The organism is Streptomyces sp. AP-93, assembly GCF_022808175.1.
In the GTDB taxonomy this organism is placed as follows: Bacteria; Actinomycetota; Actinomycetes; order Streptomycetales; family Streptomycetaceae; genus Streptomyces.
In genome coordinates this window covers 575,604-602,293 of record NZ_JALGBX010000002.1, presented here as the reverse complement: position 1 = coordinate 602,293, position 26,690 = coordinate 575,604, and the positions used below count along the sequence as shown (strand labels likewise).

Below are 26,690 nucleotides of genomic sequence, written 5' to 3'. Positions count from 1 at the left end.
GGATCCTGCTGGTGACTGCCGGGACGATCGGACTATTGATCATGCTTACGCTCTCCACGGTGGATCACTACATCTATACTCCCGCTTCCGGCGACGCTACCGACCAGGTCATGTTCCAGAAGGGAGTGGCCGAGGACCGCAAATCCCTCTTCAACGGGGTCCTTTACTACGACCCTCCGAAGACGGTGGACGTGGGCGACACCCTGGAGTTCGCGGTGCAGCTCAGGGCAATCCGCGGCGAGACCCCGCCCATGTGGCCTCCCGGCGATGTGGTGGCCCAACGCGCTTTGAGCGTGGGCGGGGTGCAGAAGGCGCATCTCTCCGAGGCCGGGAATAACGTGGACATCGAGGTGCTCGGCTCCCAGAGCGGCACCATCGCCGCGCCCGATGACGAGGTGGAGTGGCGCTGGTACATCACCCCGCGCAAGCCCGGCAGGTACACCCTCAAGCTGATGGTCGAGACCTACCGGGGCGACTCGGAAGTTCTCCTCGCCCGTACCTCCCCACCCATCGACATCGCGCTGACCGCCCGCACCACCTGGGGCTACCGCATCACGTCGGCCCGGAACTGGCTCATCGGCTTGGCAGCTTTCCTTGCCGCTCTAACAGCGGTGGGGGCGGCTTTCCGCAGGCCTCTGGCCGCGCTCTTCTCCCGCGCCCTCGGCCGCGAGCGGAGAGGTGACCGGCAGCAACCCTGAGGGCGTCATGCCAAGCCCCCGGGTCTCCTGCACGTTTCCCGGCGCGCCGGGAAAATCAAGCCCTAGGCGATCTCGAAAACCGTCGTGCCAGCGATGTCACCGTGGGTTCAAATCCCACACCCACCGCAGGTAAATTGCCCCTGACCAGCAAGAACGGTCAGGGGCCGTTCCGTATGAGTGATGTCCGCCAGCGACCGCTGTTCCCCGCTGTTTCCCCACCGAACGGGCACGGGAAGGGCACGGCCACGCTCTGATCCGTAGCTCTAGCCAGACCGGTCAGCCAGCCTTCGCGCAACTGGCCCGGGTAGCGCAGAAACCCCCGCCAGCCGGCCCTCCGCAGGCGCACATGCGGTGGTCCTGTGCACCCAATCGGGCACAGTTCCCGGCTCAACCGAACGCCGTCGAACAGTCGGGGAAGGGATGTGCTACCAGAGGAACACCTAGGAGATCCCATGTTTGACGGAAACTTCCACCTGTATCAGAGCAATGGGCTGGATGTCATGGTAAACGTAGCCCCCATCTCATCGGGCGGCCCTTTCAAAGGTAAGGCCAAGACAACGTTCACCACCTTCTTTGGCGGCACTGAGACTCTGGAAGTGGAATTCGAGGGCTTCTGGAACGGCCACCATCACACGAGCTTCCTCATTGACTGGAATAAGTCGACTTCCAAATTTGCCAGGTTTTATCCATACGCCAATGTCTGCCGCTATATGGGCTATCTCAGCGAGCTGCAACATCCGGTACCCGAGGTCACTCACACCCTTGGGGGAGGGGAGTCCCAGTCCGCATGGTGCGGCCAGTTGGTCGACTTGGCGAACCATCACAATCAGGCCTTGTGGTACGCGCGAGGTCCGGTTGTCGAGTAGAAAGTGATCGCTGACCGGGAGCGCTGCCAACCTGTGTCGACGCGAACCCCGTCCTGACAGAAACCCGTAGCTGCACCAAAACGAGGCAGATGGCAGGCGACCGAAAGGCGCGCATTAAGGTGTCTTGTGTTCCTTGCCGCACCGGTGATGGGGCCCTGATTCTCGCCTCCTTCGGCAAGCTCGGCTTCTAGGTCGCGCGGCGAGCTCAGCCACAATGTGCCCCTGCTGTCATCCCGTCTGCCGTCGACCCACACGGAGTGATAGCGGGGCAGGCTTCTGGGGCCCAGGTGGAGCGCCCTGCTGGACGAACGACCTGGGTCCCAGAAGCCTGGTCTGCTATGGCTTGCCTGGGTCGACGGCAGGCGGGATGACAGCTCCCCTCCGCACCACGAACCGGCCGGTAGTCGCAGGACGGGCCCCGGTCATCCCGGAGCCTGAGCGCCCCCGCCGGAGGCATCGGTCTTGGCAGATAGCCGACCGATCAGACGGGCCCCAGCCCATCAAGCCCTTAGCCGCATTGGCGCGCGGCCGGCGGTCCGGGCTGGAGCGGGGCGCAGACAGGAGCGCAGGCCCGGGGCGACGGCGCGCGACGCCGCCTTGGCGGCGGAAGCGCCCTTGATGAAGTAGGGAAACTCTTACCGCGCCCGGGCCAGGTGCTTGCCGTCATGGCTCCGGACATGTGGGCCATCCCCGTCCAGGGCGTCCAAGAGGCGGACCGCGAAGACCTCGGACATCTGCTCGGACACCTCCTCCGGGGTGAGCCACGCAACCGCAGTCAATTCCTCCGAAGTGCGCACGGTCCCGCCGGACGGCTTGCAGCGAAAGAACAGGGCGACGATGCCTCGGGTGGTGTTCTTGTAGACCCCGGTGAGCTCGTCCCAGGCCCGTCGCGACTCGGCACCGGACGCTCGCCGCCTTCCTCTCGTACTGGCTGGACTCGATCGTGAAGCCCAACCTGGCCCCGCTCTCCTACGTCTCGTACGAGGGGTACGTCCGGCTCTACATCGCCCCGCACCTCGGCACGAAGCGGCTCGACAAGCTGACCGTCCGGGACGTCCGCGAGTGGCTGACCAAGCTGTCGGCCATCTGCCAGTGCTGCGCCCAGGGCAAGGACGCGAAGCGCGCCACCGCGAGCCGGCGGTGCTGTGCCATCGGGGAGTGCTGCGAGTCGCACCCGTCCCGGCGCGTGATCCAAGGCTCGCGTGACGCCCTGCGGGCCGCCCTGACGCATGCCGTCGCCGAGGAGGAGATCGGCAAGAACGTCGCCTCCCTCGTGAAGGTCCCCAAGCCCCGCCGCAAGCGGATCAAGCCCTGGTCCGTGGCCGAGGCCGGCCAGTTCCTCGCCGATGCGGCGGACCGGGACGACCACCTGTTCGCCGCCTGGGTGCTCGTGCTCTGCCTCGGCCTGCGACGCGGGGAGGTGCTGGGCCTGACGTGGAAGTCCGTCGACCTCGAAGCCGGGGAGCTGTACGTCGACCACCAGATCCAGCGGGCCGGGCGGCAGATCCTGCACCGGGAGACCAAGACAGAGGAGTCCGACGACTTCCTGCCGCTACCGGCGCTCTGCCTGAAGGCGCTCCGGATGCGGCGGGCCCAGCAACTCGGTGATCGCAAGGCTGCCGGGGAGCTGTGGCAGGACGGCCACGGACTGATCTTCACGACGAAGTACGGAACCCCGATCGAGCCGGGGAACCTGACCCGGATGTTCGGTCTGCGGGCACGTCGCGCCGGCCTTCGCGTGATCCCGCTGCGGAACACCCGGCACACATGCGCGGCGCTCCTGGTCGTGCTCAAGGTCCACCCGAAGGTGGCGCAGCGGATTCTGCGGCACTCGCAGATCACCATGACTATGGAGGTCTACGCGGCGGCCGGCGACGAGGATGTGCGGGACGCCTTGGACCGGCTGCCCTCCGCGATGGGTGGCAGCGGCTGAGGCGGTTGCTGTACTTCGCTGCTGTACGGCGGAAACGCCAGAAGCCCCGGACTTTCGTCCGGGGCTTCTGAGCTGCTGTGCACTCGGCAGGATTCGAACCTGCAACCTTCTGATCCGTAGTCAGATGCTCTATCCGTTAAGCTACGAGTGCTTGGCTGGCCGGGGTTTTGCGCCCCGTTGGCCTTGCGAGAACAACAATACATGGACCTCGCCGGGACGCGAAATCCATTAGCCCCACCCGATCTGACCTGCGGAAATGGCCTGGAAGAAGATCATCCGGTTGGGTGCCGGGGCGTCCCCGGCGCGCGTCTGCGCGGGCAGGTCCCGCCACCTCCCGGACCGAAACGCACCGAAGCCCCGGTCCGCAAGGACCGGGGCTTCGTGAAGTGCGGAGGCGGAGGGATTTGAACCCTCGATGGGGGGTAAGCCCCAAACCGCATTAGCAGTGCGGCGCCATAGACCGGACTAGGCGACGCCTCCAGCACACCCCCGCGTACGAAGGTGCGTGCAGATGATGACACAGGCCAGGGGCCGGTCACCAATCCGCTCCCACGGTACAAGGAGGGCGGCCCGCAGAGCAAAGCCTTAAGCACCCCCGTGTGCGGAACGTCGGCGCCGGCTCGTCGTTGGTCTGTCGTACGACGTACGGACGACCTGGAGTTCCCCATGCTGCGTCTCGCCGCTTTCGCCGTCGCCTCCGCTCTGGCCGCAGGAGCGGCGGGCCCCCTGCCCCCGCTGCCACCCTTGAGCCGGCTGCTGGCTGCCCCCGACCGGCTCACCATCCTCGTGGCCGACACGGGCAACCCACTGGCCGACGGCGAGTACCGGCTGGAGTGCGACCCGCCCGGCGGGAACCACCCGCGGGCCGAGGACGCCTGCGCCCGCCTCGAAGCCCTCGCGCGCGAGGGGAAGGACCCCTTCGCTCCCGAGCCCAAGAACCAGCTCTGCACCATGCAGGACGGCGGCCGCGCCACGGCCCGGATCACCGGAACGTGGCATGGCCACAGGGTGGAGTCCCGGTTCCGCCGGACGAACGGATGCGAGATCCGCCGGTGGAACGACTTGGAACCTGTGCTTCCACGTGGGCGTTCCTGACCTGGGAGGATGCCCGGGTCGGGCGTTATGCGCCGGGCATCCGCCCCCTCACCGGGAGCCCGTGCGCTTAGACTCCTCCCGTGACATGCCGGTAGTTGTGGTCAGGGAGGAAGCTCGTCGTGAGCAGCAGGCCATCCCGAGGCGCTGCTCGCCTCGCAGCAATACTCGACGCTCTTCCGGACGCGCTGTTGCTCGTCAACGCCAACGGCACGGTCGTCAACGCGAATTCGATCGCCCTCGAGGTCATGGAGAGCCCCGGTACCGGGCTCGTCGGCCGGGGTGTGCTCGACCTCCTGCCCGAGTTCGACTCCAAGCTGATCCCCGGCTCCATGCGCCGGCCCGGCGAGGACGAGGGTGGCCGCGCCCACCCGAAACGGATGGTCGCGCGCCGCACCGACGGCAGCGAGTTCCCCGTCGAGGTCACCGCCGCCCATCTCGACGGCCGTGACGCCTACCGCGAGCCGCAGCCCTCGTACACCGGCGACGAGCTGCTGATGCTCGTCGTACGGGACCTCTCGCAGACGGTGGACACCGAGGCCGAGCTGGCCCGCTCCCAGCGCCAGACCGAGATGATCCTGCGCGCGGCCGCCGAGGGCGTCGTCGGCACGGACACCGACGGCAGGGTCGTGCTGGTCAATCCGGCCGCCGCCCAGATCCTCGGCTACCGCGCCACCGACCTCGGGAACCGCGAACTGCACGGGCTGGTCCAGCACTCGCGCGCCGACGGTTCGCCGTTCCCCTTCGAGGAGTCCCCGCTCGCCGACACCCTGCGCAGCGGACGCAAGCACCGGGTCCGCGGCCAGGTGCTGTGGAACAAGGCCGGGCAGCCCGTCGCCGTGGACCTGACCACCTCTCCCGTACGGGACGGGGAGCAGCTCGTCGGCGCCGTCATGACCTTCACCGACCGGCGCTCCTACGACGCGCTGGCCGCGCGCCACGCCCAGCTGCTGTCCGTCCTCGGCGACTCCCTGCGCGGGCCGCTGGAGGAGCTGCGCGGGGAGCTGGCCACGCTGGCCGCCGACGACGCGGGACAGCTCTGGCCCGAGGCCAACCAGCTCCTGCACCACCTGGCCGCCGGCTACTCCCGGATGACCACGCTGGTCGACAACGTGCTCGCCTTCCAGCGCCTCGACGCGGGCGGTGAGAAGCTCGACAAGAAGAAGGTGCTGATCGACGGGGTCGTCGCGGCCGGTGTCGACGGCGCGGTAGAGCTCATCGGCCCCGGGCGCGCGCAGTTCGCGGTGCACGCCCCGACCATCGAGGCCGAGGTGGACGCGGAGCGGATCGCGACCGCCCTCGCGCACCTCGTCGCGGACGTCGCCGGGGTGGACGCCACCGGCAAGACCCGCCAGGGCAGCGGGTACATGGACTCGACGATCGTGGTGGCCGCCGCGCAGCGCGGCGAGGTCGTACGGATCGAGGTGCGCGGCCCGTACGAGGGCGGCAACCCGGTGCACGAGCCGATCGTGCGCGGCATCGTCGAGGCGCACGGCGGTGTGCTGCAGACGGTGGAGGTACCGGGCGCTCCCGGCGGGGCGTACGTACTGGAACTGCCGCTGGGTGCGGGAGCCGGGACGGTCACCCTGCCCGAGCCGGTGGAGGCTCCCCCGGCCGAGCCCGGGACCGAGGGCGGCCCGGGGCAGGTCTCCGGCGGCCGGCGGGCCCGGCGCGGTGTGGACGCGTTCCTCGACGATGACGCAGCCGCCGGCGCGGGAGCCGAAAGCGGCTCCGGCAGCGGCTCCGGCAGCGGTTCCGCCAGCCGTTCCGGCACCGGCGTGGCGAAAGCGGGCCGGGAATCCGACGGCGGGAGCGCGCTCGCGCTGCCCTCCGGCCGGCGCCGGGGCGGCGAGGCCGGGGCGGTCGCCCGGCCCGGCGACGGCGCTCCCGCGGAACTGGCCCAGTCCCCCGTGAACCCGGCTGGCCTGGGTGGCAGCGGCGGCACGGGGCGGCGGCGCGGCCAGAACGGCGACGGCAGCGACGGCGGCGGCGACTCCGGCGGCGGCAACGACCGTCCGGGCGGCCCCGGGCGGCCCGTGCCCCCGCAGGGGACCGCCATGCCCGCGCTCCCGCCCGTTCCGGTGGCTCCCGTGCCGGTGCCGGCGTTCCCGGGGCTCCCCGTTCCGCTGACGGAGCACCCCGCCGGGCGGCGGCGTGCCCTGGGCGCGGCGGGACCGGCGCAGCCGGGCGGCCCGGTGCCGGCGACCGGGCTCGGGCCGACGCCCGCGCCGATGCCCGCTTCGATGCCGGCGCCTCCATCCTCCCCCGCTCCCGCTCCCGTACGGCCCATCGCCCCGGAGGGCGGCTTCGCGCTGCCCGCCGGGCCGACGCCGCCGCCGCAGCCGCCGCAGGGCCCCTCCGAGGCCGACGCCGACGCCGACGCCGCGAACGGGCGGCGCGGGCGCCGGGTGCTGAGCGCCCCCGGCACCGACTCCGAGGGCGCCGAAGCCGCCGCCGGGCGGCCGGACGCGGACGCGCAGGGCACCGTAGGCCCCGAGACGCATCCCACCGGGCGGCGGCGTGCGCTGCCCGCCACCCCGGCCTGGCCCGTTCCGGCGGCCCGTACCGCCCCCGAGGACTTGGACGGCAGCGGGCAGATCGCCGTACCCGGAGCCCGGCAGCCGCAGGACACCCCCGCGGAGGCCGCCGGGGCGCCGATCAGCGTCCGCGCGCTGGGCAGCCTCGGCCAGGGCGGCTCCTCCACCGACACCAACGGCTCCGGCCGGCGGCGCCGGCTCGCGGAGCCCGCGCCCGAAGGCCGGGCCTTCGCCATAGGAGCCCCCGAGGCGGGCTCGGCCGAGGGCCCCGAGCCGCTGGACGGGCCCGGTGGCGCCGTCGAGGTGGTCAACCGGACCGTGCCCCGTCCCGTGGACGACGAGCTGCCGCCCGAGCCGCTGGACAACCCGCGCCGGCTCCTGGTCTGGCCGGCTCCGGACGCGCAGACGCAGGCCGCACTCAGCGACCGCGGCTACCGCCCGGTGATCGTGCACTCCCGCGAGGAGGTCGACGCGCAGATCGCCGCGTTCCCCGCCGCGCTGTTCGTGGACCCGCTGACCGGACCGATCACCCGGACGGCCCTGCAGTCGCTGCGCCAGGCCGCGGTGGCCGCCGAGGTGCCCGTGCTGGTCACGGCCGGGCTGGGGCACGCCACGCGCGAAGCCGCGTACGGAGCCGATCCGGCCGTGCTCCTCAAGGCGCTCGCGCCGCGCGACAGCGAGCAGCACCCCTCCCGGGTGCTGCTGATCGAGGAACACGACGAGATCGCGACGGCGCTGACCGCCGCCCTGGAGCGGCGCGGCATGCAGGTCGCACGGGCCGACGCCGATACGGACGCCGTGGAGCTGGCGACCCGGATGCGGCCGAACCTGGTGGTGATGGACCTGATGCAGGTGCGCCGCCGCCGGGCCGGGATCGTGGACTGGCTGCGCGCCAACGGGCAGTTGAACCACACCCCGCTGGTCGTCTACACGGCCACCGGGATCGAGCCGGCCGAACTGCCGCGGCTGGCCTCGGGCGAGAGCGTGCTGTTCCTCGCCGAGCGGTCCACCACCGCGGACGTGCAGGGTCGCATCGTGGACCTGCTGGCCAAGATCGGCACCAACTAGTCATTCTGGCCGCATGGCCATCACCGACACGAGCGAGCAGACCGTCCCCGCCGACAACGGGGAGGTCAGCCTGCTCATCGCGCGACAGGTTGATCCGGGCCACGAGGAGAACTTCGAGGCCTGGGCCCACGGGATCCTGGAGACGGCCTCGGCCTTCCCCGACCACCTGGGGTACGGGCTGTTCCGCCCGGCGGTCGAGGGCGGGCCCTGGTTCCTGGTGCACCGGTTCCGCAACCAGGCGGCCTTCCAGCGGTGGCAGGACTCGGCCGAGCGCGCCGCCTGGTTCTCGAACTGCCTCGGGCACCACCACACCGAGATAGCCCGGCGCGAACTGCACGGCATGGAGACCTGGTTCGCGAAGCCGGGTACGGCCCGGCCCGCGCCGCCGCGGTGGAAGATGGCGATCAGCTCGGGGCTGGCCATCTTCCCGATCTCGCTCGTGGGCAACGCGCTGCTCGGGCCGTACCTGGTGAATCTGCACTTCGTACTGCGGACGGCCGCGTTCGCCGTCGTCTTCAGCACCCTGATGACCTACGTGGCCATGCCCGCGATCAGCAAGCTGCTGCGGCCCTGGCTCACGCGCGGGCAGTAGGGACCGCCGGCCCCGCGGCTGTCAGTCGAGCTTGGTGACGTCGAGGACGCCGTCCGCGTACTGCTTGCGGATCACCTTCTTGTCGAACTTGCCGACGCTCGTCTTCGGCACCGCCTCGACGAACGCCCAGCGCTCCGGCAGCTGCCACTTGGCGATCGACTGGCCGAGGAAGGCGCGCAGGCCCGCGTAGTCCACGGTGGCCCCCTCCTTCAGGACCACGGTGGCCAGCGGGCGCTCGTCCCACTTGTCGTCGGGGACGGCGACGACCGCCGCCTCGGCGACCTCGGGGTGGGCCATCAGCGCGTTCTCCAGCTCCACGCTGGAGATCCACTCCCCGCCGGACTTGATGACGTCCTTGGCGCGGTCGGTGAGGGTGAGGTAGCCGTCGGGGCTGATCACGCCGACGTCGCCGGTCTTGAGCCAGCCGTCCGCGCTGAACTTGTCCTCGGGGCGGGTCGGCTCGCCGCCCACGCCGCCGTAGTAGGAGCTCGCGATCCAGCTGCCGCGGACCTCGAGCTCGCCCGCCGACTCGCCGTCCCAGGGCAGGCGGTCGCCGCCGGGGCCGACCAGGCGGGCCTCGACGCCCGCCGGGAAGCGGCCCTGGGTGATGCGGTACGGCCACTCCTCGTCGGCGGTCAGACCGGCCGGCGGGTGGGCCATGGTGCCCAGCGGCGAGGTCTCGGTCATCCCCCAGGCGTGGAAGAGGCGCACGCCGAGCTTGTCGTAGGCCTCCATCAGGGCCGGCGGACAGGCCGCGCCGCCGATGGTGACCTGCTTCATCGAGGTCAGGTCGCGCGGGTTGGCGGTGACCTCGGCGAGCAGCCCCTGCCAGAGGGTGGGGACGGCCGCGGCGTGCGTGGGCTTCTCCCGCTCGATCATGTCGGCGAGCGGGGCGGGCTGCAGGAAGCGGTCCGGCATCAGCATGTTGATGCCGGTCATGAAGGTGGCGTGCGGCAGGCCCCACGCGTTGACGTGGAACTGCGGGACGACGACGAGGGAGGTGTCCTTGTCGGTCAGGCCCATCGACTCGGCCATGTTGACCTGCATCGAGTGCAGGTAGATCGAGCGGTGGGAGTAGATGACGCCCTTGGGGTCCCCGGTGGTGCCGGAGGTGTAGCACATGGCCGCGGCCTGGCGCTCGTCCAGCTCGGGCCAGTCGTAGGTGTCCGGGCGGCCCGCCAGGAGCTCCTCGTACTCGTGCACGCGCACGCCGAGGCCCTCCAGCGCGGAGCGGTCGCCGATGCCCGCGACCACGACGTGCTCGATGGTCGGCAGGTGCGGCAGGAGCGGGACGAGCAACGGCAGCAGGGTGCCGTTGACCAGGACGACCCGGTCGGCCGCGTGGTTGACGATGAAGACCAGCTGCTCGGGAGGGAGCCGCAGGTTCAGCGTGTGCAGGACGGCGCCCATGGAAGGGATCGCGAAGTACGCCTCGACGTGCTCGGCGTTGTTCCACATCAGGGTCGCGACACGGTCGTCCTGCTGGACGCCCAGCTCGTCGCGCAGGGCATTGGCCAGGCGCGTGGCACGGGTCCCGATCTCGGCGAAGCTGCGGCGGTGCGGCTCCGCCTCTCCGGTCCAGGTCGTGACCTGGGACTTCCCATGGATCGTCATCCCGTGCTGCAGTATGCGGGTGACGAGGAGTGGTACGTCCTGCATGGTGCTCAGCAAAGCGTCCTCCCGGTGGGCGCTGCGGCGCTGCGGCGGCTACGGATGCTGCGATTCTGCGCACGTACCGGTCGGCATGTCACTACCCAAGAGTAGAAACGCGGCCGATGTTTCACGTGAAACATCGGCCGGGCGGGGCAGGATTCAGCGGACGGGCGTCAGTTCCGGGTCCTCGCGGAGCTTGACGAGCGCCCTGGAGACGGCGCTCTTGACGGTGCCCACGGAGACGCCGAGCAGCTCGGCGGTCTGGGCCTCGCTCAGGTCCTCGTAGTAGCGCAGGACGACCATCGCCCGCTGCCGGTCGGGCAGCCGGGTCACCGCGCGCCACATCGCGTCGCGCAGCGCCTGTGCCTCGGCGGGGTCGGCGGCCGGCGGCTCGTCGGCTTCGGGGAGCTCGTCGCAGACGAACTCGTCGACCTTGCGCTTGCGCCACTGGCTGGTGCGGGTGTTGACCAGGGCCCGGCGGACGTAGCCGTCCAGGGCGCGGTGGTCCTCGATGCGGTCCCAGGCAACGTAGGTCTTGGCCAGCGCCGTCTGGAGGAGGTCCTCGGCGTCGCAGGGGTTGGCGGTGAGCGAGCGCGCGGTGCGCATCAGGACCGTGCCGCGGGTCCGGACGTACGCCGAGAACGACGGGTACGGCGTCGGATTCGAGGCGAACGTACACACAGGCGTGGTCATGCCTCCACGCTAGGAGCGGCGCGGCCCCACCGGATCGGCCGCAAGTGCCGAAGCGGGATCCCCCTCAGGTTGTAGGGGTGGGGCCCGCCCCACCTCCTGAAGGTGGAGGAGGCGGGGCTTCCGCCCGGAGGGGGCCGGCAGGCTCAGCAGCCGTCTGCAGTCGGCCGGTCAGCCGTCCGCGACGGGTGGAGTCGGCCGTCCGCGACGGCGAGGTCAGCCGTCCGCGCCCAGGATCAGCCCGGAGGTCGGGACCCCGGTACCGGCGGTGACCAGGGCGTGGGCGGCGCCGGGGACCTGGTTGACGGAGGTTCCGCGCAGCTGGCGGACCGCCTCGGCGATGCCGTTCATGCCGTGCAGGTACGCCTCCCCGATCTGGCCTCCGTGGGTGTTGAGCGGCAGCGCGTCCGCGGCCACGAAATCGGCCGCCTCCCCCGGCGCACAGAAGCCGAACTCCTCCAGCTGCATCAGCACGAAGGGCGTGAAGTGGTCGTAGAGGATGCCGACGTCGATGTCCGAGGGCCGCAGCCCACTGGTCCGCCACAGCTGGCGGGCGACCACGTCCATCTCCGGCAGCCCGGTGAGGCCGTCCCGGTAGAAGGAGGACATGGCCTCCTGCCGGCGGCCCGCACCCTGCGCCGCCGCCGTGATCACGGCGGGCTTCTGCCGCAGGTCACGGGCCCGTTCGGCGGTGGTGACGACGATGGCCTGGCCGCCGTCCGTCTCCTGGCAGCAGTCGAGCAGGCGCAGCGGCTCGACGATCCAGCGCGAGGCGGCGTGGTCGGCGAGGGTGATGGGCTTGCCGTAGAAGTAGGCGGCCGGATTGTTCGCGGCGTGCCGGCGGTCGGTGACCGCGACGTGGCCGAAGGCCTCCGGGGTCAGGTTGTAGGCGTGCAGGTAGCGCTGGGCCGTCATGGCCACCCAGGAGGCCGGGGTGAGCAGCCCCCAGGGCAGCGACCAGCCGAGCGCCGCGCCCTCCGCCGAGGGTTCGCGCTGCTGGACGCCGGATCCGAAGCGGCGGCCGGAGCGTTCGTTGAAGGCGCGGTAGCAGACCACCACCTCCGCGACCCCGGTGGCGACGGCGAGGGCGGCCTGCTGGACGGTGGCGCAGGCGGCGCCGCCGCCGTAGTGGATGCGGGAGAAGAAGGAGATGTCCCCGATGCCGGCCGCCTGGGCGACGGTGATCTCGGGGCTCGTGTCCATCGTGAAGGTGACCATGCCGTCCACGTCGGCGGGGGTGAGCCCGGCGTCGTCGAGGGCCGCGTGCACGGCTTCGACGGCCAGCTTGAGCTCACTGCGGCCGGAGTCCTTGGAGAACTCGGTCGCGCCGATGCCGGCGATGGCGGCGCGGCCGCCGAGCTGGTCACGGGTGCGGACGCTCATGCCGTGCCCTCCGGGGTGCCGAGGGTGACGGTGACGGTGCCCGTGACGTGGTGGCCGATGCCGTTGGCGCCGACCACGCGGATCTCGGCGGTGTCCCCGTCGAGGGCGGTGACGGTGCCGGTCAGCGTCATGGTGTCGCCGGGGTAGTTCGGGGCACCGAGGCGGATCGCGACCTTGCGCAGGACCGCGCGCGGGCCGAGGTGGTCGGTGATGTACCGGCCGACCAGGCCGTTGGTCGTCAGGATGTTCATGAAGATGTCCGGGGAGCCCTTCTCCCGCGCGAGCACCGCGTCGTGGTGCACGTCCTGGTAGTCGCGGGAGGCGACCGCGCCCGCGACGATCAGGGTGCGGCTGACCGGTATCTCCAGCGGCGGCAGTGTGTCGCCGATGTTCATGCCTCGTCCCCCTCGGGCGTGGATGCGAGCGTGTATGCGGGCGTGTCTTCTGGCGTGTCTTCTGGCGTGTCTTCTGGCGTGTCTTCTGGCGTGTCTTCGGACAGGACCGCGCCCAGCTCGGCCAGCAGTTCGCTGCCGCAGCCCAGGTACGCGTCGAGCTGGCGTCCCCACAGGAAGTGCCGGTGCACGGGGTGGTCGAGGTCGGCGCCCATGCCGCCGTGCAGGTGCTGGCCCGCGTGGACGACCCGTTTGCCCGCTTCCGAGGCCCACCAGGCCGCCGTCAGCGCGTGCTCGCCCGCCGGGAACCCCTCGTCCACGCGCCAGGCCGCCTCGTACGCGGTGACCCGTATCGCCTCGGTGTCCATGTAGGCGTCGGCCGCGCGCAGCATGACCCCCTGGTTGGTGGAGAGCGGCCGGCCGAACTGCTCGCGGGTGGAGGTGTACTCCACGGCGCGGGCCAGCGAGCCCGCGCAGACCCCCGCCTGGAGGCCGGCGAAGGCGGTCCGGGCGACGGCCAGCACGTCCGCGTAGGCACCCTCCCCGCCGACCCGTTCCGCCTCGGCGGCGGTCAGCGTCAGGGCTCCGGCCGACCAGGGAGCGGTGGTCTCCACCGGCTCCGTACGCACCCCGGGCGCGTCCGTCCGTACGAGCCACAGGGCTCCCGCCGCGTCCGGGACCAGGACGTGCGTGGCCTCGCGCAGCCAGGGCACGGCGGGGGCGCCGCCGGTGAGCCGGCCGTCCGGCGAAGCGGTGATCCGGCCCCGGTCCGGGAAGGCTCCGGTGGCGACCGCGTCGCCGGAGCCGAGCGCGGGGAGCAGCCGGGCGCGCTGCTCGTCGCTGCCGTGCCGGGTCAGGGCGAGGATCCCGTACACGCACGTGGCGGCGTACGGGACCTGCGCGGTCGTGCGGCCCTGTTCCTCCAGCAGGAGCACCAGGCCGAGCAGGCCGACGTCCTCGACGGCGGCGGTCAGCCCGGCGGTGGTGAGGGCCTTCCACAGCTCGGCGTCGCTGCCGGTGCCCGCGGCGCCGAGGCGGTCGTGGGTGGCGAGGTCGCCGAAGATCCGGGCGGCGAGTCCGGCCGCGGCGGCCTGTTCCTCGGTGGGGTGGAAGTCCATCAGGCCTCGCTCCCCCGGAAGACGGGCAGTTCCAGTTCCTCGTCCACGCGCAGGAACTCCAGGCGCACGGGCAGCCCGATGCGGACCTTGTCGTACGGGACGCCGGTGATGTTGCTGACCATGCGGACCCCTTCGGCGAGTTCGACGAGGGCCACCGCGTAGGGCGGGTCGAAGGCGGGGAAGGGCGGGTGGTGCATGACCACGTACGAGAACACCGTGCCGGCGCCGGACGCCTCGACCGTGTCCCAGTCCGGGCTCCCGCAGGTGTTGCAGCCGGGGAGCCAGGGGAAGCGGAGCGTCGCGCAGGCGGTGCAGCGCTGGATCAGGAGCCTGTGCTCGCGGACGCCGTCCCAGAAGCCCTGGTTGTCGCGGTTGATCACGGGGCGGGGGCGCTGGGCGGGCTTCTTGCCCGGCTCGGTGGCTTTCTTCGCCGCCGGCTCGGTGGGCTTCTTCGCCTCCTGCTCGGTGGGCTTCTTCGCCGCCGGGACGTACTTGAGGATCCGGAAGCGGTGCGTCCCGGCGAGTTCGCCGTTCGCGCGGACGTCCATGCGGGTGGTCACGAAGTGGCCGGTGCCCAGCTTGGTCGTCTTGCGCGGCGACACCGACTCGATGACGGCGTCGAAGGTGATCGCGTCGCCGGGGCGCAGCGGCCTCAGGTACTCCTGCTCGCAGTCGGTGGCGACGACGGAGGTGCAGCCCGCGCCGTCGAGCAGCGCGAGGAGGTCGTCGTAGGCCGAGGAGCGGCCGGCGTGCCCGGAGAGCCCGCCCATCGTCCATGCCTGGAGCATGGTGGGCGGGGCGATGGCGTCCGGCCCGGTGTAGGCGGGGTTGGCATCGCCCATCGCCTCGCACCAGTGGCGGATCATCGGCTCGTTGACCGCGTCCTTGCCCTGGCCGGCGGTGGCGGCGGGCTGCCCTTCGAAGGCCGTGAGCAGGGTGTGGAAGCGCGCTGCTTCCGTCTCCGGTTCCGCTGCTCCCGTGGCGGGCGTGGCGGTCATCGCTTCCTTCCCTTCATGCCGAGCCGCATCATCGCGACGATCTCCCGTTGGACCTCGCTGACGCCGCCCCCGAAGGTGTTGATCTGGGCGGCCCTGTTCATCCGCTCCAGCTCACCGCCCGCGAAGACCTCGGGGCCCGATCCCCGGATGAGCGCCTCCTCCCCCACCACCTCCTGGCAGATCCGGTACACCTCGACGGTGGACTCGGTGCCCAGGAACTTCACGCCGCTCGCGTCGCCCGGGGCCAGGGTGCCGGCGCCGACGTCCTGGACGAGGCGCCAGTTGAGGAGGCGTACGGCGGCGAGGCGCGCGTGGGCCTCCGCGAGCCGCGACTGCACCCAGGGGCGGTCGGCGGGACGCTCGCCGGTGACCGGGTGGGGGGTGCGGGCATGGTCGAGCGCGCCCTGGTAGAAGTCCTCGGCCTGCATGCCGATGGCGGCGAGGGCGACGCGTTCGTGGTTGAGCTGGTTGGTGATCAGGCCCCAGCCGCCGTGCTCGGGGCCGACGAGGTTCCCGGCGGGCACCCGGATGGAGTCGTAGTACGTGGCGGTCGTGGTCAGCCCGCCGACGGTGTCGATCGGGGTCCAGGCGAAGCCGGGGGCGTCGGTGGGCACCAGGATGATGGAGATGCCCTTGTGCTTGGGGGCCTGCGGGTCGGTGCGGCAGGCGAGCCAGATCCAGTCGGCGTTCTGGGCGTTCGAGGTGAAGATCTTCTGGCCGTCGATCAGCCAGCCCTCGTCGTCCCGGACGGCCCTGGTGCGCAGGGAGGCGAGGTCGGTGCCCGCCTCGGGCTCGGAGTAGCCGATGGCGAAGACGAGTTCGCCCTTGAGGATCCGGGGCAGGAAGTAGTCCTTCTGCTCCTGCGTCCCGTACTTCATCAGGGTCGGGCCGACGGTGTTGAGGGTGACCATGGAGACGGGGGCACCCGCCCGGTAGGCCTCGTCGAAGAACACGAACTGCTCGTCCGGGCCGCGGCCCTGGCCTCCGTACTCGACGGGCCAGCCGAGGCCGAGGAGTCCGTCGGCGCCGATCCGGCGCAGTAGTGCGCGCTGCTCGGCGGGGTCCTCGGGCACCCCGTCCGGCAGCAGGTTTCCGAAGTACTCCCGCAGCTCGGCGCGGAGCCGCAACTGGCCTTCGGTCGGGGCGAGGTGCACGGCGCTGGCCTCCCGGCATCACATCATCAAGTGGAGCTGACTGTCCGTCAGATTCCAGGTGGATGTCAAGGCCGGGGCACTGTGACGGAGCACGTAAAACGCCCGAGGGCGCCCGCGGTACCGGACCCCAGCCGGTCCGGTCGTGCAGGCGCCCTGGGCGGTCGGTGCGACTCAGGCCGCGGCTACCACCACGGGTAGAAGTTCACCGCGACGTTGGAGTTGTGCTGTTCGATCGCGGTGAAGGCCGAGCCGTTGACCTGCGCGGTGTTGTTCTGGTTGGACGCGCCGGATCCGGTGGCCACCTGCTGCGAGGTGGAGGAGTTGCCGTGGTTGTTGCCGCCCACGCCGCTGCCGATGATGCTGGCGACGCTCGCATTCGATCCGTCGTTCGCGAAGGAGCCGTTGTCGGCCGATGCCACCCCGCCGAAGAGGGCGACGGCGAGGGGGAGAGCGGCGACGGCGGCGATGACGCGGGCGGTACGGATGCTTGCCATGTCTTTATCCTCCAGAAAACCGAAGTCGGGTGTACTCCAAGGCAGTTGGCCGACCGCCTCGGTCGTTCCGTGTGGTGACGACGTCGCGAGATCAGAGTTGCCCACCGAATCCCCGGCGAACCACCCCGGAGTCCTCGATTCCCCCGCAAGCATGACCAACATCGGATAAACCCCATTCGCGCCCCCGGCGCCCCAGGTCAACGCCTTCAGACCCGCTGAAACCCCTGCCGGGGAAGGGCTGAACCGTTCCGCCAACCGGCCGGCCCCGGACATGCCGAAAAGGGCCGCGCCGTCCGGGAACCCCACCGTCTCCCGGGCCTGCGGCCCTGCGCTGCCAAGCTTCACGCCCCCTGCACGCCCCCGGCGCTCGCCGGGGCCTTCCCACTGTGCCCCGCTCCGGGGCACCTTCACGGCGCGATCCGCGGTCGCGGCCTACTCACACCGACCGACCGGGCTCAAGCGCCTGCACTGCGTTGCTCTCACGTTCTGCTGCGTTGGTCCTACGTGCCTACGTGCGAGCTGCCTACGTGCGTGCTGCGTGCTGCGTGCTGCGTGCTGCGTGCTGCGTGCTGCGTGCTGCGTGCTGCGTGCTGCGTGCTGCGTGCTGCGATTAACGGGCCTGCGGTCAGCGGATCCCGCATCTGCGCGGTACGAGTACTCCGTGCCGGGCGCGCTACGCGGCGAGCGCCATCTCCCGGCGAGCGGCTGCGACCCGGAGCGCTGCGGCGGTCGCGGCGCTACGGACGCTGCCGTCCACTCCGGGCTCGGACTCGAACCCGGCTCCGGAGCCGGCGGCCAGGGCGGTGGTGGAGCGGCGGACGGACGGGGTCTTGCCGTGGGCCTCGGCGCGGATGCGCTGCTTGATGGTGGGCGGGAGCGAACCACCGCGCATCATCGCCCTCCAGGTCCGCCGGGCCATGAAGGCCGGCCGGTTCGCCGCGACGGCCGCGGGGGCGGCGGGGGAGGAGGAGAGCGGGGTGGCGGCGGCCTGGGCGACCTTGCCACCGAAGCCGAGGGAGGTGAGGAGGGCCACGAGAGCCGCGAGGACGGTGGTCCAGATCGACGTGATGGTGCTGCGGTGAGCCATGACGGGTCCCTCTTTTCGCGATGTTCCGACGGGCGGATCTGAATACATTCGTCATGATGCGGGCGCAACCGGAACGCCTCCACGCCCCGCGCCGATCTTCCGACAAACACCACTCAAAGGGGCTAATAGCACAATCCGGCCCCTCTGGATCCTTACGTGACGACGGGCCGGAACCCCGCCCGAAGATCCCCATCTCCCCGCCCCTGGAGGGATGTTGACATCCACTCAGCCCGACCAGCATGCTCCACCCACGGCGCGGCGGATCTTCTTCTCATGGTCGGGGGACCAGGTTTCCATGCAGAACCGAAACGTACTGATATCGGGTGCCGGCATCGCGGGTACCGCCTTGGCCTACTGGCTGCGCCACCACGGCTTCCGGCCGACCGTGGTCGAGCGCGCCTCCGCCCTCCGGGAGGGCGGCTACAAGATCGACATCCGGGGTGCCGCGCTCGACGTGGTCTCCCGCGCCGGGGTCCTCGAAGCGGTCCGTGCCCAGCGGACCGACGTCCAGGGCGGCTCCATCGTCAGCGCGGCCGGCAAGCGGGTGGCGACGCTGGACGGCGACACCTTCGGCGGCCGCGCGGGCCACGACGCGGAGATCCTGCGCGGTGACCTCAACCGGATCCTCTACGACCTCACCGTCGACGGAGCCGACGGTGTCGAGTACCTCTTCGGCGACTCCATCGCCTCCGCCACGGAGACCGCGGCCGGCATCGAGGTGACCTTCGACAGCGGGGAGCGCCGCGTCTTCGACCTGGTCGTCGGCGCCGACGGGCTGCACTCCAACACCCGGGCGCTGGTCTTCGGCCCCGAGGAGCGCTTCATCCGGGACCTGGGCTACTACGTCTCGATCTACAGCGTCCCCAACCACCTCGACCTCGACCGCTGGGAGCTGACCTACCTCTCCCCCCTGCGCACGGCCCTGACGTACAGCACAGCCAAGGACAGCGGCGCGAAGGCGATGTTCCTCTTCGCCTCGGAGCCGCTCGAGTACGACCGCCACGACGTCTCCCAGCAGAAGAAGCTGCTCGCGGAGGCGTACGCGGGCGAGGCCTGGGAGGTGCCCCGGCTCCTCGCGGCACTGGACGAGGCCCCGGACTTCTACTTCGACTCCCTCAGCCAGGCCCACCTGGACCACTGGTCCAAGGGCCGCACCGCCCTGGTCGGCGACTCCGCGTAATGCGCCTCGCCCGCCTCCGGCCAGGGCACGAGCCTGGCCCTGGTCGGCGCCTACGTCCTGGCGGGCGAGCTCGCGGCGGCCGGCGGCGACCACGGGACCGGCTTCGCGGCGTACGAACGCGAGATGCGCAGCTTCGCGGAGGAGAACCAGAAGCTCGGCCCCTCGAACATCAAGCACATGGTCATGCGGACCAAGCGCCAGATCTCGGTCCAGCTGACCATCCTCTCCCTCCTGGGCCGCCTGCCGGGCAAGGAGCGGATGATGGCCAAGGTCATGCAGCCGATCCAGAAAGCCGCGAACTCCATCACCCTCAAGGACTACTGACCGCGCCGGCGGTGGGTGTCCGCCGGGGCGCCCACCATCGGTCCGGCGGGCACACCGCAAATCCCTCGCCCGATCCCACCCCACCGAGCACAATTCCCGGCATGGGGACAGACATCTACGGCTTCATCGAATGCCGCTGGGATCGCTGGCTGGACGAGGACGACCGCAGCTGGAGCAAGGCCGCCGACATCTCGGACCTTTACAACGGCCGGTCCTACGCCGCCTTCGGGGCGCTGTTCGGCGTGCGCGATACCGGCGATTTCCGTCCGCTCGCCGACTACCGCGGCCTCCCCGCGGACGTGTCCCAGGAGAGCCGCACAGCTTTCGAGTCCTGGGGTACGGATTCGAGGGGCTCGTCCTGGATCACCTGGGCGGAGCTGGCGGCCGTGGACTGGGACGAGGTGGCGAACGAGGCCGACGGCTGCGTCCACGAATACCGCCGCGGCGCCGACGGAGCCTGGGAGCTGTACGGCAGGAACACCAGCCTCACCCGCTTCGCCGAGCTCTCCAGCATCACCGATCCCCGCGTTCTCCACCGAGCGGGCCTCTCCTACCCCGAGGGCACCGAGTGGCCGGACGGCGACCGAGTCTTCCGCATCGCCCGCCTCACCCGGAAACAGGCCGTGCCCGACAGCGACTGGGGCGCGGTCTGGTCGGTCATGCGCACCCTGGCGAGCCTCCACGGCGACGAGGGCGTCCGCCTGGTCGTCTGGTTCGGCTGACTCCACGGCCCGCGCGCATGAAGGGGTGCCACCGGATCGTGATGTACGCCGCTGTCGAGCCGCTTCACGGCCGCGCGTGAACTCACCTGTCGAGAGTCGGCGACAAGGCTACGCTCGTGATCAACATCGACTTGGGGGAGTTCAGAATGCAAAGTGCCGTCGTCACAGCGGGCGGTGACCGGATCCGCTGGGCCGAACTGCCCGGGGCCGGACCGGCGCGGGTCTACGTGCACGGGCTGGGATCCACCTCGCCCGCATACTTCGCGGCGAGCGCCGTGCATCCGCTGCTCGCCGGGCGGCGATCCCTGCTGATCGACCTACTGGGGCACGGGCACAGCGACCGGCCCGAGGACTTCTCGTACACGCTGGAAGCGCATGCCGACGCTCTCGCCGCCGCGCTGGAGCAGGCTGGTACCGGCGCCGCCGAACTCATCGCGCACAGCATGGGAGGCGCTGTCGCCATCGTGCTGGCCGACCGGCACCCCCACCTCGTCTCCCGGCTGGTGCTGGTCGACGCCAACCTGGACCCGACCCCGCCCGGCCCCGCCGCCCCGGGCAGCAGCGGGCTCGCCACCTACACCGAGCAGGAGTTCCTGGCCGGCGGCTGGGCCGAGGTGCGCGACCGGGTCGGCGCGCACTGGTGGTCCACGATGCGGCTGGCGGGCCGCGTCGCCCTGCACCGCAGCGCCGTACACCTGGGGGCGGGCACGACGCCGACGATGCGCGAGCTGCTGGTGGAGCTGAAGATCCCGCGCAGCTACCTGGTCCCGGCCGAGGACGGCAGCGTCCCCGAGGCCGAAGCCCTGGAGGCGGCTGGAGTGGCGGTCATCCCCGTCCCGGACTGCGGGCACAACATCATGCTCGACAACCCTGACGGCTTCGTACGGGCCACCGCGAACGCCCTGGCCAGGGACTGAGGACAGGGTGAGCAGAGAGGGCGGGCACCCGATTCGGGTACCCGCCCTCTGACCTGCTACTTCTCTGACCTGGCGGTGGGTGTGGGATTTGAACCCACGGTGACTCGCGCCACGACGGTTTTCAAGAGCGCTCCGCTTGCAGGGCCCGTTAAGGCTCTGACCTGCACACAAGACCCATTCGCGCGCCTTCGCCGCTCCCCCTGGCCCACACATGGCCCACAGGGTGCCCTGCGCACCGCGAAATCAGTGCGGCCTTCCGAGCCCCGCTTCGCAAGTACGTGGCGGACCGCACCTCGCCTGGTGACCGACTCGGACGCGATCGCTGCGCTCACGAATGTGACAGCAAGGGGAGTGGAAGGCCCCGCTCAGGAAGCCGATACTCCGCCCGTACGAGGGACCCTGTCCATGTTTCCGCAGGCCAGGACAACATTCGCGGAACGTGATTTCACCGGAACACAGGCGCGGCCAGTCCCCTAGCTGTAAGATTTTCTTGTTTCGCCTGGTGTGCACTTTCCACTGTGGACGACTGGGCCCCCCGGTGACAGCCGAGGGGCCAGCCATGCAGCAGTGGTGAGGCTAGGTGGGTCTGGCCGACTTCGCAGAGGTCAGACCCGCTTAGCGAGCCATCTCTCGGCCGAACCACCTCTCGCGCGTCCCGCTTGCGCTAGGACTCGATCCTCTCCACCAGGGCCGCAAGCGCTATCAGCGCGCCGAACAGCCTGACGCCGATACTCAAGGGCACCCAACGGGGCCCCGGGTCTCGACGCTGTCGACGCTTACGCCTGCGCTTCCCCATACCGAACCTCCCAACTCAAGAACTCCCGTTACCGGGAGGTCCCGACCATGCGGTCGAGACGTTCATGGGTCGCTGCGAGGTCCAGCCCGATAAGAGTATCCGGGCCCCTCACCCAACCCCCCTGAGACCAACAAAAGTTCATGCCGTTAGGGGAAAGAAGCCCGGTCTCTGGACGCATGACCGGGTGTTCTCGCGTGTAACATCCCGCGCCCGCCCACGTCGGAGCAGCGGGCACAGGTCCCTGCCGGGCATCAACCAGGTTGCGCCCGGGCAGCCTCCGGACGCCCTGGGCTCGTCGCCCCAAGATTCGAAGGGAAGAGAGACAGGTATGGCCGCGGCACCCGAATTGCTCCCCGACTACGCTGGCCGGTGCCAGCCAACGAACGGGGAGAGTGCTCTGAGGATGGGACCGAAGTCGACGAGGGTCTACCAGACGATCCGGTCGTGGATCGAGTCGGGCAAGTATGGGCCCGGTGAGAAGCTTCCCTCCGAGCGGACCATGAGCGCCGAGCTGGAGATCGGCCGTACCGCCCTGCGCCAGGTACTCGCGCGGCTGGCGAGCGAGCGGCTCATCAAGGCCTACGACCGCAGCTCCTACCGAGTCGTCGGCAGCGAGACCGTGGCCACGCCGGCGGAGATGGAGCCCTGGACGATCCACGGCAGCAGGACGGTCTACGAGAACCGGTGGGTGAACCTCGACCTCGTCGACGTCGAGCCGCCCGGGGTCGAGCGGTTCGAGCACCACGTGGTGCGCCTCCACCATGTAGCGATCACGGCTGTGATCGACGAGCAGCAGCGTGTCCTGATGCTGTGGCGCTATCGCTTCGTCCCGCAGCAGTGGGGATGGGAACTCCCCGGCGGGATCGTGGACGAAGGCGAGGACGCGGCGACCACGGCGGCGCGCGAGACCGAGGAAGAGACCGGCTGGCGCCCGACGAACGTCGAGCACGTCGTGACGTACCAGCCCATGATCGGCATGGTCGACTCGCCGCACGAGATCTTCGTGGCGCGGGGTGCGGTGAAGGTGGGCGAACCCACGGACATCGAGGAGGCCGGACAGATCGCTTGGGTACCCCTGGCGGATATCCCCGGACTCATGGCCGAAGGGAAGCTCATGGGGTCAGGAACCCTGGTCGCCCTCCTTCACGTCCTCGCGTCCCGGGCTACAGCCGCCCCGTAAGCAGCTCCACACGCCGGCGATGCCGCACTGACCCCGTGCGGTTCGCCAGCAGGCGCGCCTGCTGAAGGTTCGAGCGGGCCTCGTCGAACTCGCCGCGGGCAAGGTGTGCCTGCGTCAGGTCGCTGTGGAGGCCTGCCTTGGCGCGGACGAACGTGGGGTCCGTCGTCTGGAGCGACGCGTAGAGGTCGTCCATGGCCGAGCTGTCGCCCAGGAGTGCCAGCACATTCCCCCGCCAGCGAGCTAGGTGGTCCCCGTTCAGGAAGATGCTCAACATGTCCGAGTCGCGGGCATGGGCACCTTCTGGGAGTGTCGCCGCCGCCCGGTCGAGCGCGTGCCTGGAATCGTCGTGCATGCCGGCGGCGGCGCACAGCTCTGCTTCCGCCGCACTCAGCCAAGCCCGAAGGCGCGGTGACTGCCTCTCCGCGTGGGTGCGCTGCGCGTCCCGGATGAGCTCAACCGCCATCTCCGGGCGCCCGGCATCGCCCAGGACGTATGCCTGCTCCCCCATGGCGTGAGCCAAGTACTGCGGCGCGTCAGCGTCCTGCGCAGCTCGTTTCGCCAGCTCGTAGTGCCTCCACGCGCGCTCCACAGAACCCGCGTCCAGCGCTTGCCATGCCGCCAAGGTTGCGGCCCCGGCCAGCGCCCTTGCGATGGGACGACGAGTTCCTGGCAGAACCGCGAAGGTGAGCGCGTCCTCCATCGTCGTCAGGTGCCCGTTCATCTGGTCCACCAGGCCCGATGCACCCATCTGCCGGTCCATGGTCCGAAGTAGCTCGGTCTGGTCCATGAAGGTGCTCACCATGGAATCGCTGACGCTCCGCGCCGAGTCGATCCGGCTCAACAGGTCTTCGTAGCCGTCTGCTTGCTGGGGGACTACGCGTGCAGGCTCCCCGCCCAGCTCGACGTCCGTCACCCCGAGCAGCGGCCGGAGGATCACGGCGTACCGCTCCGTGATGGCCCGCCGGCCGTTCTCCCACTCCGACACGTAGGTCTTCAAGCTCGCGCTCGATGCGACGTTCAGCATGTGCTGCCGCGCGTAGCGCTCAATCTCGAAGATCAGCCGCTCCTGCGACCATCCCCGCGCAGTACGAACTGCCCGTAATCCCTTGCCCACGTGCATCGCCTCCGATGGCCGTGCCACCTGCGAGGGCTTAACCGGATCACCGCAGGTGGGAGCGGGTTAACACCCCTGAGGTTAACCCCTGTTGGCTACCGAGACCCCCTGTCTGGGCCGTTTCCTGGAGTCACACCGGAAGAACACCGGCAAGCCCCGAACGAACCAAGGGCTTGCATCTGGTGCGCACCAGATGCCATGCTTCTGGTGCGCACCAGATGGCCCGCAAGGGCTCAACTTCGGTGTGCACGTACGACCAGGAGCCCCGCATCGGACGGGGGGAGGGCCCCGGATCCCTTGTCAACCGGAGGGCGAGACCGAAAGGTCACCGTCTCGCATGCCTACAACGGGAGCTCGTGTTCCCGAAGGCGAGACACCTTTTCGCACGTCCGACCCCCTGTTGGAGGTTGATGTGTACCGACGACATCTCTGGGCGCTTCCCCTGCTGGACCGGCACAGGAAGCCGCCCTTCGCGTCTCCACTGCCGCAGCCGTAGCGCTGTGGCCGGTTGCCTCCCCCGCGCGTCCGCCGCTTCGGCGGTGTACGTGCGGGGTTGCAGGGAGCCGAGTGCCGCTCCACCCCCAACGAAGTGCAGCCCCCGGCGCTCGAACGCCGGGGGCTGCTGAGTCCCGTTCCTCCGTCGAAGGAGCAAGACCCATGAAGTCCATCGCTGCACTTCAGAGCATCGTTACCCCGTGGTCGGACGGCTTGGAGCCGTCGGATGCGGAGCTGGACGCGATCGAGGTCGAGATGCCGCTGATCCTGGCGGAGGTCGACCTGCTCGACGCGCTGATCTCCCAGCTCGACCGGCCGGCGTCCGAGTTCAACGCCCGCCGGATCCGCCGGGCCCGCAACCGGGTCCTGACCGCCCGCCGTGACGCCACCAACCGCACCGCCGCCACGAGCATGCAGGGCGGTGCCGCGTGAACGACCCGTCCCTGCGAGAGATGCAGGCCCCACTCCTCGTCCTGGGCGTGTTCGCCGGCCACTTCTGGCATCTGCCCGCGCCGACCGTATCCGTGTCCAGCGTCTTCCCCGATCGGCTGGACATGGACTTCTTCGACACCCCGGCCGCGTTCGAGGCCTGGCGCGAAGCCCTCGGAATCGACCCGCAGACGATCTCCGAGCACGTTCAAGGCAACGGGGTCAATCGGGTCCTGGAGGTCGAGGCCGAGTGGGGCGGAGCCCGACTCCGTATGCGCTCCTTCGCCCCGGTCCCGGCCTTCGCCGAGGAACGTTCACGGGTGGAGGTCGCGTCGTGATGGATGTTCAGATCCGTTCATCCGAGCGTGCCCTGTCGGTCGGGACGTGGCTGATCGTGGGCGGGGCGATGCTTTACTCCGTCCTGACCGTCACCCCGCTGATGGCCGCGCACACCGCCGAGGAGTGGCGGTGGACGGCCCCGATCCTGCCGCTCGTGGTCGATGCGGCGGTGGTCATCGTGGTCCGCCTTGACTCCGTCCTGGCCCGCCTCGGCGGCCACGGCGGCGCCTGGCCGGTCGCGCTGCGGTGGATGACCGGCGCCATGACCCTGGCCCTGAACATCGGGGCATCCGCGCTGGCCGGGGACCTGGTCGGCGTCGCGATCCACTCCGTCGCACCGCTCCTCCTCATCGTCACGGCTGAGGCTGGTCTCGCCTATCGGCGGGCCATCACCACCGCCGTCCGGGCCCTACAGGCCGAGCAGCGGGCCGAAGCTCAGGCCCGGACGAAGGCGGTCGAGGACCGGGAGGAAGCGCGCCAGTTGCGGGTGCGTGAACGCCGTGACCATGAGGCGGCCCTCGCCCGTGAACAGCGTGAACACGAAGCCCGACTCGTGCGCGAGGAAGCCGAGCGGCAGGACCGGATCCGGCGCGAAGAGCAGGCCCGTGCTGATGCCGCCGCGGCCGCGGAACGTGAGGCCCGTGAACGCGGTGAACGCGAGCGTGAACAGGCTCAGGTCGAGCGTGAACAGGCCGATCGGCGGGCCGCGCAGCAGCGCGAACTGGAGGCCCGGCGGAAGGCGGAGCGTGAGCGTCAGGCGCGTGCCGAGCAGGTGGAGCGTGAACGCCGTGAACGCGAGCGTGAACAGGAGCGGATCGAGCGTGAACGCGCCGCCCTCCTCGCCGCCGGACCGCCGGCCGAGAAGCTGAAGGAAAGCCAGGCGCTCGCCACTGTCCGGGCCGCGTTCGACGTGGGACTGCCCGTGCGGGTGGCCGCTGAGCTGACTGGTTGGTCTGTCGGCTGGGCCTCCGGCCGCTACCAGGAACTGCGCGATGCGAACAGCTCCACCGTCCAGGCTCTTGAAGGGGCCACGTCGTGAGGCCGACCCCGCTCAGTGCGGTAGCGACCCTTCCCGTCTACACCTGGCGCCTGGCCCCCGACGGCCTGGCCACCCGCCGCCAACTCCGCGCCGCCGGCCTCCGCCCCGGCGGACAGGACGTCGTCGCCCAGGTGGAACGGCTTCGATACCGGCGCGGCCCGCTGGTCGCCTTCCTCTATCGGATAGAGCTCGCCCGCCCGGTCCGACCCATGACGCCGGCCAAGGCCGCCGCGCTGGCGAAGGCCAACGCGGCTCGCCGTACCTGCCCGACCTGCTCGCGTGATGCCGGGTACGTGATCCCGGCCTCGCTCGGCATGTGCGTCCCGTGTGCGTACCCCGATGACGAACAGTGCGTCGCCTGAACCACCTCAGCAGGGCCCGGCCGCCCACCTCTCACAGC

At 70.5% G+C, this 26,690-nt stretch carries 24 protein-coding genes, 2 tRNA genes and 2 pseudogenes; 15 read left to right on the top strand and 13 right to left on the bottom strand.

What is annotated here, in order from left to right; genetic code table 11:
• Positions 1-41 precede the first annotated feature (41 nt).
• Together MTF69_RS05990 and MTF69_RS05985 are read left to right on the top strand one after the other, a co-directional pair.
• The gene (locus MTF69_RS05990) at positions 42-698 is read left to right on the top strand and encodes a hypothetical protein (protein WP_243331327.1); all 657 of its coding nucleotides are present in this window, start codon (positions 42-44) and stop codon (positions 696-698) included.
• A gap of 452 nt (positions 699-1,150) precedes the next feature.
• Positions 1,151-1,564, top strand: coding sequence for a hypothetical protein (locus MTF69_RS05985; RefSeq protein WP_243331325.1), 414 nt, complete (start codon positions 1,151-1,153; stop codon positions 1,562-1,564).
• Positions 1,565-2,199: 635 nt separating this feature from the next.
• Here MTF69_RS05985 and MTF69_RS05980 read toward each other — a convergent pair.
• Positions 2,200-2,442: pseudogene (locus MTF69_RS05980) on the bottom strand (NUDIX hydrolase); the annotation flags it as partial.
• Between MTF69_RS05980 and MTF69_RS05975 the strand changes: the two are divergent.
• A pseudogene (locus MTF69_RS05975) lies at positions 2,436-3,497 on the top strand (tyrosine-type recombinase/integrase); the annotation flags it as partial. The pseudogenes MTF69_RS05980 and MTF69_RS05975 overlap by 7 nt on opposite strands.
• Positions 3,498-3,575: 78 nt before the next feature.
• Here the strand turns inward: MTF69_RS05975 and MTF69_RS05970 are convergent.
• Together MTF69_RS05970 and MTF69_RS05965 are read right to left on the bottom strand one after the other, a co-directional pair.
• Positions 3,576-3,648: transfer RNA gene (locus tag MTF69_RS05970), tRNA-Arg, on the bottom strand.
• Between the two features lie 238 nt (positions 3,649-3,886).
• Positions 3,887-3,977, bottom strand: a tRNA-Ser gene (locus MTF69_RS05965).
• 186 nt (positions 3,978-4,163) lie between these two features.
• Here MTF69_RS05965 and MTF69_RS05960 point away from each other — a divergent pair.
• The 3 genes from MTF69_RS05960 to MTF69_RS05950 all read left to right on the top strand — a co-directional run bounded on the left by MTF69_RS05960 (position 4,164) and on the right by MTF69_RS05950 (position 8,786).
• The gene (locus MTF69_RS05960; protein ID WP_243331320.1) at positions 4,164-4,592 is read left to right on the top strand and encodes an SSI family serine proteinase inhibitor; all 429 of its coding nucleotides are present in this window, start codon (positions 4,164-4,166) and stop codon (positions 4,590-4,592) included.
• A 119-nt stretch (positions 4,593-4,711) separates the two neighbouring features.
• Positions 4,712-8,194: a PAS domain-containing protein gene (locus MTF69_RS05955; protein ID WP_243331319.1), complete on the top strand. Its 3,483-nt coding sequence runs from the start codon at positions 4,712-4,714 to the stop codon at positions 8,192-8,194.
• Positions 8,195-8,207: 13 nt separating this feature from the next.
• The gene (locus tag MTF69_RS05950) at positions 8,208-8,786 is read left to right on the top strand and encodes an antibiotic biosynthesis monooxygenase (protein ID WP_243331317.1); all 579 of its coding nucleotides are present in this window, start codon (positions 8,208-8,210) and stop codon (positions 8,784-8,786) included.
• Between the two features lie 21 nt (positions 8,787-8,807).
• Here the strand turns inward: MTF69_RS05950 and MTF69_RS05945 are convergent, their stop codons facing one another.
• The 9 genes from MTF69_RS05945 to MTF69_RS05905 form a co-directional block, all read right to left on the bottom strand.
• On the bottom strand, positions 8,808-10,457 hold the full coding sequence (locus MTF69_RS05945; protein WP_243331315.1) for a long-chain fatty acid--CoA ligase: 1,650 nt from the start codon (positions 10,455-10,457) through the stop codon (positions 8,808-8,810).
• A gap of 141 nt (positions 10,458-10,598) precedes the next feature.
• A complete protein-coding gene (locus MTF69_RS05940; RefSeq protein WP_243331313.1) occupies positions 10,599-11,132 on the bottom strand; it encodes a SigE family RNA polymerase sigma factor in 534 nt (177 codons plus the stop codon).
• 213 nt (positions 11,133-11,345) lie between these two features.
• Positions 11,346-12,512: a lipid-transfer protein gene (locus tag MTF69_RS05935; RefSeq protein WP_243331311.1), complete on the bottom strand. Its 1,167-nt coding sequence runs from the start codon at positions 12,510-12,512 to the stop codon at positions 11,346-11,348.
• The gene (locus MTF69_RS05930) at positions 12,509-12,907 is read right to left on the bottom strand and encodes a MaoC family dehydratase (protein WP_243331309.1); all 399 of its coding nucleotides are present in this window, start codon (positions 12,905-12,907) and stop codon (positions 12,509-12,511) included. Before MTF69_RS05930 ends, MTF69_RS05935 begins: the two co-directional genes overlap by 4 nt.
• Positions 12,904-14,022 carry an acyl-CoA dehydrogenase family protein gene (locus tag MTF69_RS05925; RefSeq protein ID WP_243331308.1) on the bottom strand — a complete coding sequence of 373 codons (1,119 nt, stop codon included), beginning with the start codon at positions 14,020-14,022 and terminating at the stop codon, positions 12,904-12,906. The genes MTF69_RS05930 and MTF69_RS05925 overlap by 4 nt, the downstream gene beginning before the upstream one ends.
• Positions 14,022-15,020 (bottom strand): bifunctional MaoC family dehydratase N-terminal/OB-fold nucleic acid binding domain-containing protein, encoded by a 999-nt coding sequence (locus MTF69_RS05920; protein WP_243331306.1) that lies wholly within the window; start codon positions 15,018-15,020, stop codon positions 14,022-14,024. Before MTF69_RS05920 ends, MTF69_RS05925 begins: the two co-directional genes overlap by 1 nt.
• Complete coding sequence (locus MTF69_RS05915; protein ID WP_243331304.1) at positions 15,017-16,174, bottom strand: acyl-CoA dehydrogenase family protein; 1,158 nt, start codon at positions 16,172-16,174, stop codon at positions 15,017-15,019. The genes MTF69_RS05920 and MTF69_RS05915 overlap by 4 nt, the downstream gene beginning before the upstream one ends.
• 182 nt (positions 16,175-16,356) lie before the next feature.
• Positions 16,357-16,668 (bottom strand): hypothetical protein, encoded by a 312-nt coding sequence (locus MTF69_RS05910; RefSeq protein WP_243331303.1) that lies wholly within the window; start codon positions 16,666-16,668, stop codon positions 16,357-16,359.
• 673 nt (positions 16,669-17,341) lie between these two features.
• Positions 17,342-17,755, bottom strand: coding sequence for a DUF6344 domain-containing protein (locus MTF69_RS05905; protein ID WP_243331302.1), 414 nt, complete (start codon positions 17,753-17,755; stop codon positions 17,342-17,344).
• Between the two features lie 295 nt (positions 17,756-18,050).
• Between MTF69_RS05905 and MTF69_RS05900 the strand changes: the two genes are divergently transcribed.
• From MTF69_RS05900 to MTF69_RS05880, 5 genes are all read left to right on the top strand, one after another.
• Positions 18,051-18,935, top strand: coding sequence for an FAD-dependent monooxygenase (locus MTF69_RS05900; protein WP_243331301.1), 885 nt, complete (start codon positions 18,051-18,053; stop codon positions 18,933-18,935).
• 123 nt (positions 18,936-19,058) lie between these two features.
• The gene (locus MTF69_RS05895; RefSeq protein ID WP_243331300.1) at positions 19,059-19,259 is read left to right on the top strand and encodes a hypothetical protein; all 201 of its coding nucleotides are present in this window, start codon (positions 19,059-19,061) and stop codon (positions 19,257-19,259) included.
• A gap of 101 nt (positions 19,260-19,360) precedes the next feature.
• Positions 19,361-19,981 carry a hypothetical protein gene (locus tag MTF69_RS05890; protein ID WP_243331299.1) on the top strand — a complete coding sequence of 207 codons (621 nt, stop codon included), beginning with the start codon at positions 19,361-19,363 and terminating at the stop codon, positions 19,979-19,981.
• A 146-nt stretch (positions 19,982-20,127) separates the two neighbouring features.
• Positions 20,128-20,898, top strand: a complete 771-nt coding sequence (locus MTF69_RS05885; RefSeq protein ID WP_243331298.1) for an alpha/beta fold hydrolase — start codon at positions 20,128-20,130, stop codon at positions 20,896-20,898.
• A 1,199-nt stretch (positions 20,899-22,097) separates the two neighbouring features.
• Positions 22,098-22,874, top strand: coding sequence for an NUDIX domain-containing protein (locus MTF69_RS05880; protein ID WP_243331297.1), 777 nt, complete (start codon positions 22,098-22,100; stop codon positions 22,872-22,874).
• Here MTF69_RS05880 and MTF69_RS05875 read toward each other — a convergent pair.
• Complete coding sequence (locus MTF69_RS05875) at positions 22,858-23,988, bottom strand: helix-turn-helix transcriptional regulator (RefSeq protein WP_243331296.1); 1,131 nt, start codon at positions 23,986-23,988, stop codon at positions 22,858-22,860. The two genes, MTF69_RS05880 and MTF69_RS05875, sit on opposite strands and share 17 nt — an antisense overlap.
• 657 nt (positions 23,989-24,645) lie before the next feature.
• On the opposite strand from MTF69_RS05875, the gene MTF69_RS05870 reads away from it, so the two are divergent.
• Genes MTF69_RS05870 through MTF69_RS05855 form a run of 4 tightly spaced genes read left to right on the top strand, consistent with a single transcriptional unit; the run spans position 24,646 to position 26,652 of the window.
• Entirely contained in the window at positions 24,646-24,915 is a 270-nt protein-coding gene (locus tag MTF69_RS05870) for a DUF6284 family protein (protein WP_243331295.1), read from the top strand.
• Entirely contained in the window at positions 24,912-25,250 is a 339-nt protein-coding gene (locus tag MTF69_RS05865; RefSeq protein WP_243331293.1) for a hypothetical protein, read from the top strand. Before MTF69_RS05870 ends, MTF69_RS05865 begins: the two co-directional genes overlap by 4 nt.
• Positions 25,247-26,290, top strand: coding sequence for a DUF2637 domain-containing protein (locus MTF69_RS05860; RefSeq protein ID WP_243331291.1), 1,044 nt, complete (start codon positions 25,247-25,249; stop codon positions 26,288-26,290). The genes MTF69_RS05865 and MTF69_RS05860 overlap by 4 nt, the downstream gene beginning before the upstream one ends.
• A complete protein-coding gene (locus tag MTF69_RS05855) occupies positions 26,287-26,652 on the top strand; it encodes an RRQRL motif-containing zinc-binding protein (RefSeq protein WP_243331289.1) in 366 nt (121 codons plus the stop codon). Before MTF69_RS05860 ends, MTF69_RS05855 begins: the two co-directional genes overlap by 4 nt.
• The last annotated feature ends 38 nt before the right edge of the window (positions 26,653-26,690 follow it).

What these genes read in the sequence shown, in the direction of transcription:
- MTF69_RS05880 (WP_243331297.1), top strand. Translation starts at nt 22,098, where the DNA reads ATGGGACCGAAGTCGACGAGGGTCTACCAGACGATCCGGTCGTGGATC.
- MTF69_RS05895 (WP_243331300.1), top strand. Translation starts at nt 19,059, where the DNA reads ATGCGCAGCTTCGCGGAGGAGAACCAGAAGCTCGGCCCCTCGAACATC.
- MTF69_RS05990 (WP_243331327.1), top strand. Translation starts at nt 42, where the DNA reads ATGCTTACGCTCTCCACGGTGGATCACTACATCTATACTCCCGCTTCC.
- MTF69_RS05930 (WP_243331309.1), bottom strand. Translation starts at nt 12,907, where the DNA reads ATGAACATCGGCGACACACTGCCGCCGCTGGAGATACCGGTCAGCCGC.
- MTF69_RS05910 (WP_243331303.1), bottom strand. Translation starts at nt 16,668, where the DNA reads ATGGCAAGCATCCGTACCGCCCGCGTCATCGCCGCCGTCGCCGCTCTC.
- MTF69_RS05960 (WP_243331320.1), top strand. Translation starts at nt 4,164, where the DNA reads ATGCTGCGTCTCGCCGCTTTCGCCGTCGCCTCCGCTCTGGCCGCAGGA.
- MTF69_RS05885 (WP_243331298.1), top strand. Translation starts at nt 20,128, where the DNA reads ATGCAAAGTGCCGTCGTCACAGCGGGCGGTGACCGGATCCGCTGGGCC.
- MTF69_RS05935 (WP_243331311.1), bottom strand. Translation starts at nt 12,512, where the DNA reads ATGAGCGTCCGCACCCGTGACCAGCTCGGCGGCCGCGCCGCCATCGCC.
- MTF69_RS05925 (WP_243331308.1), bottom strand. Translation starts at nt 14,022, where the DNA reads ATGGACTTCCACCCCACCGAGGAACAGGCCGCCGCGGCCGGACTCGCC.
- MTF69_RS05950 (WP_243331317.1), top strand. Translation starts at nt 8,208, where the DNA reads ATGGCCATCACCGACACGAGCGAGCAGACCGTCCCCGCCGACAACGGG.
- MTF69_RS05900 (WP_243331301.1), top strand. Translation starts at nt 18,051, where the DNA reads ATGCAGAACCGAAACGTACTGATATCGGGTGCCGGCATCGCGGGTACC.
- MTF69_RS05905 (WP_243331302.1), bottom strand. Translation starts at nt 17,755, where the DNA reads ATGGCTCACCGCAGCACCATCACGTCGATCTGGACCACCGTCCTCGCG.
- MTF69_RS05870 (WP_243331295.1), top strand. Translation starts at nt 24,646, where the DNA reads ATGAAGTCCATCGCTGCACTTCAGAGCATCGTTACCCCGTGGTCGGAC.
- MTF69_RS05985 (WP_243331325.1), top strand. Translation starts at nt 1,151, where the DNA reads ATGTTTGACGGAAACTTCCACCTGTATCAGAGCAATGGGCTGGATGTC.
- MTF69_RS05890 (WP_243331299.1), top strand. Translation starts at nt 19,361, where the DNA reads ATGGGGACAGACATCTACGGCTTCATCGAATGCCGCTGGGATCGCTGG.
- MTF69_RS05920 (WP_243331306.1), bottom strand. Translation starts at nt 15,020, where the DNA reads ATGACCGCCACGCCCGCCACGGGAGCAGCGGAACCGGAGACGGAAGCA.
- MTF69_RS05940 (WP_243331313.1), bottom strand. Translation starts at nt 11,132, where the DNA reads ATGACCACGCCTGTGTGTACGTTCGCCTCGAATCCGACGCCGTACCCG.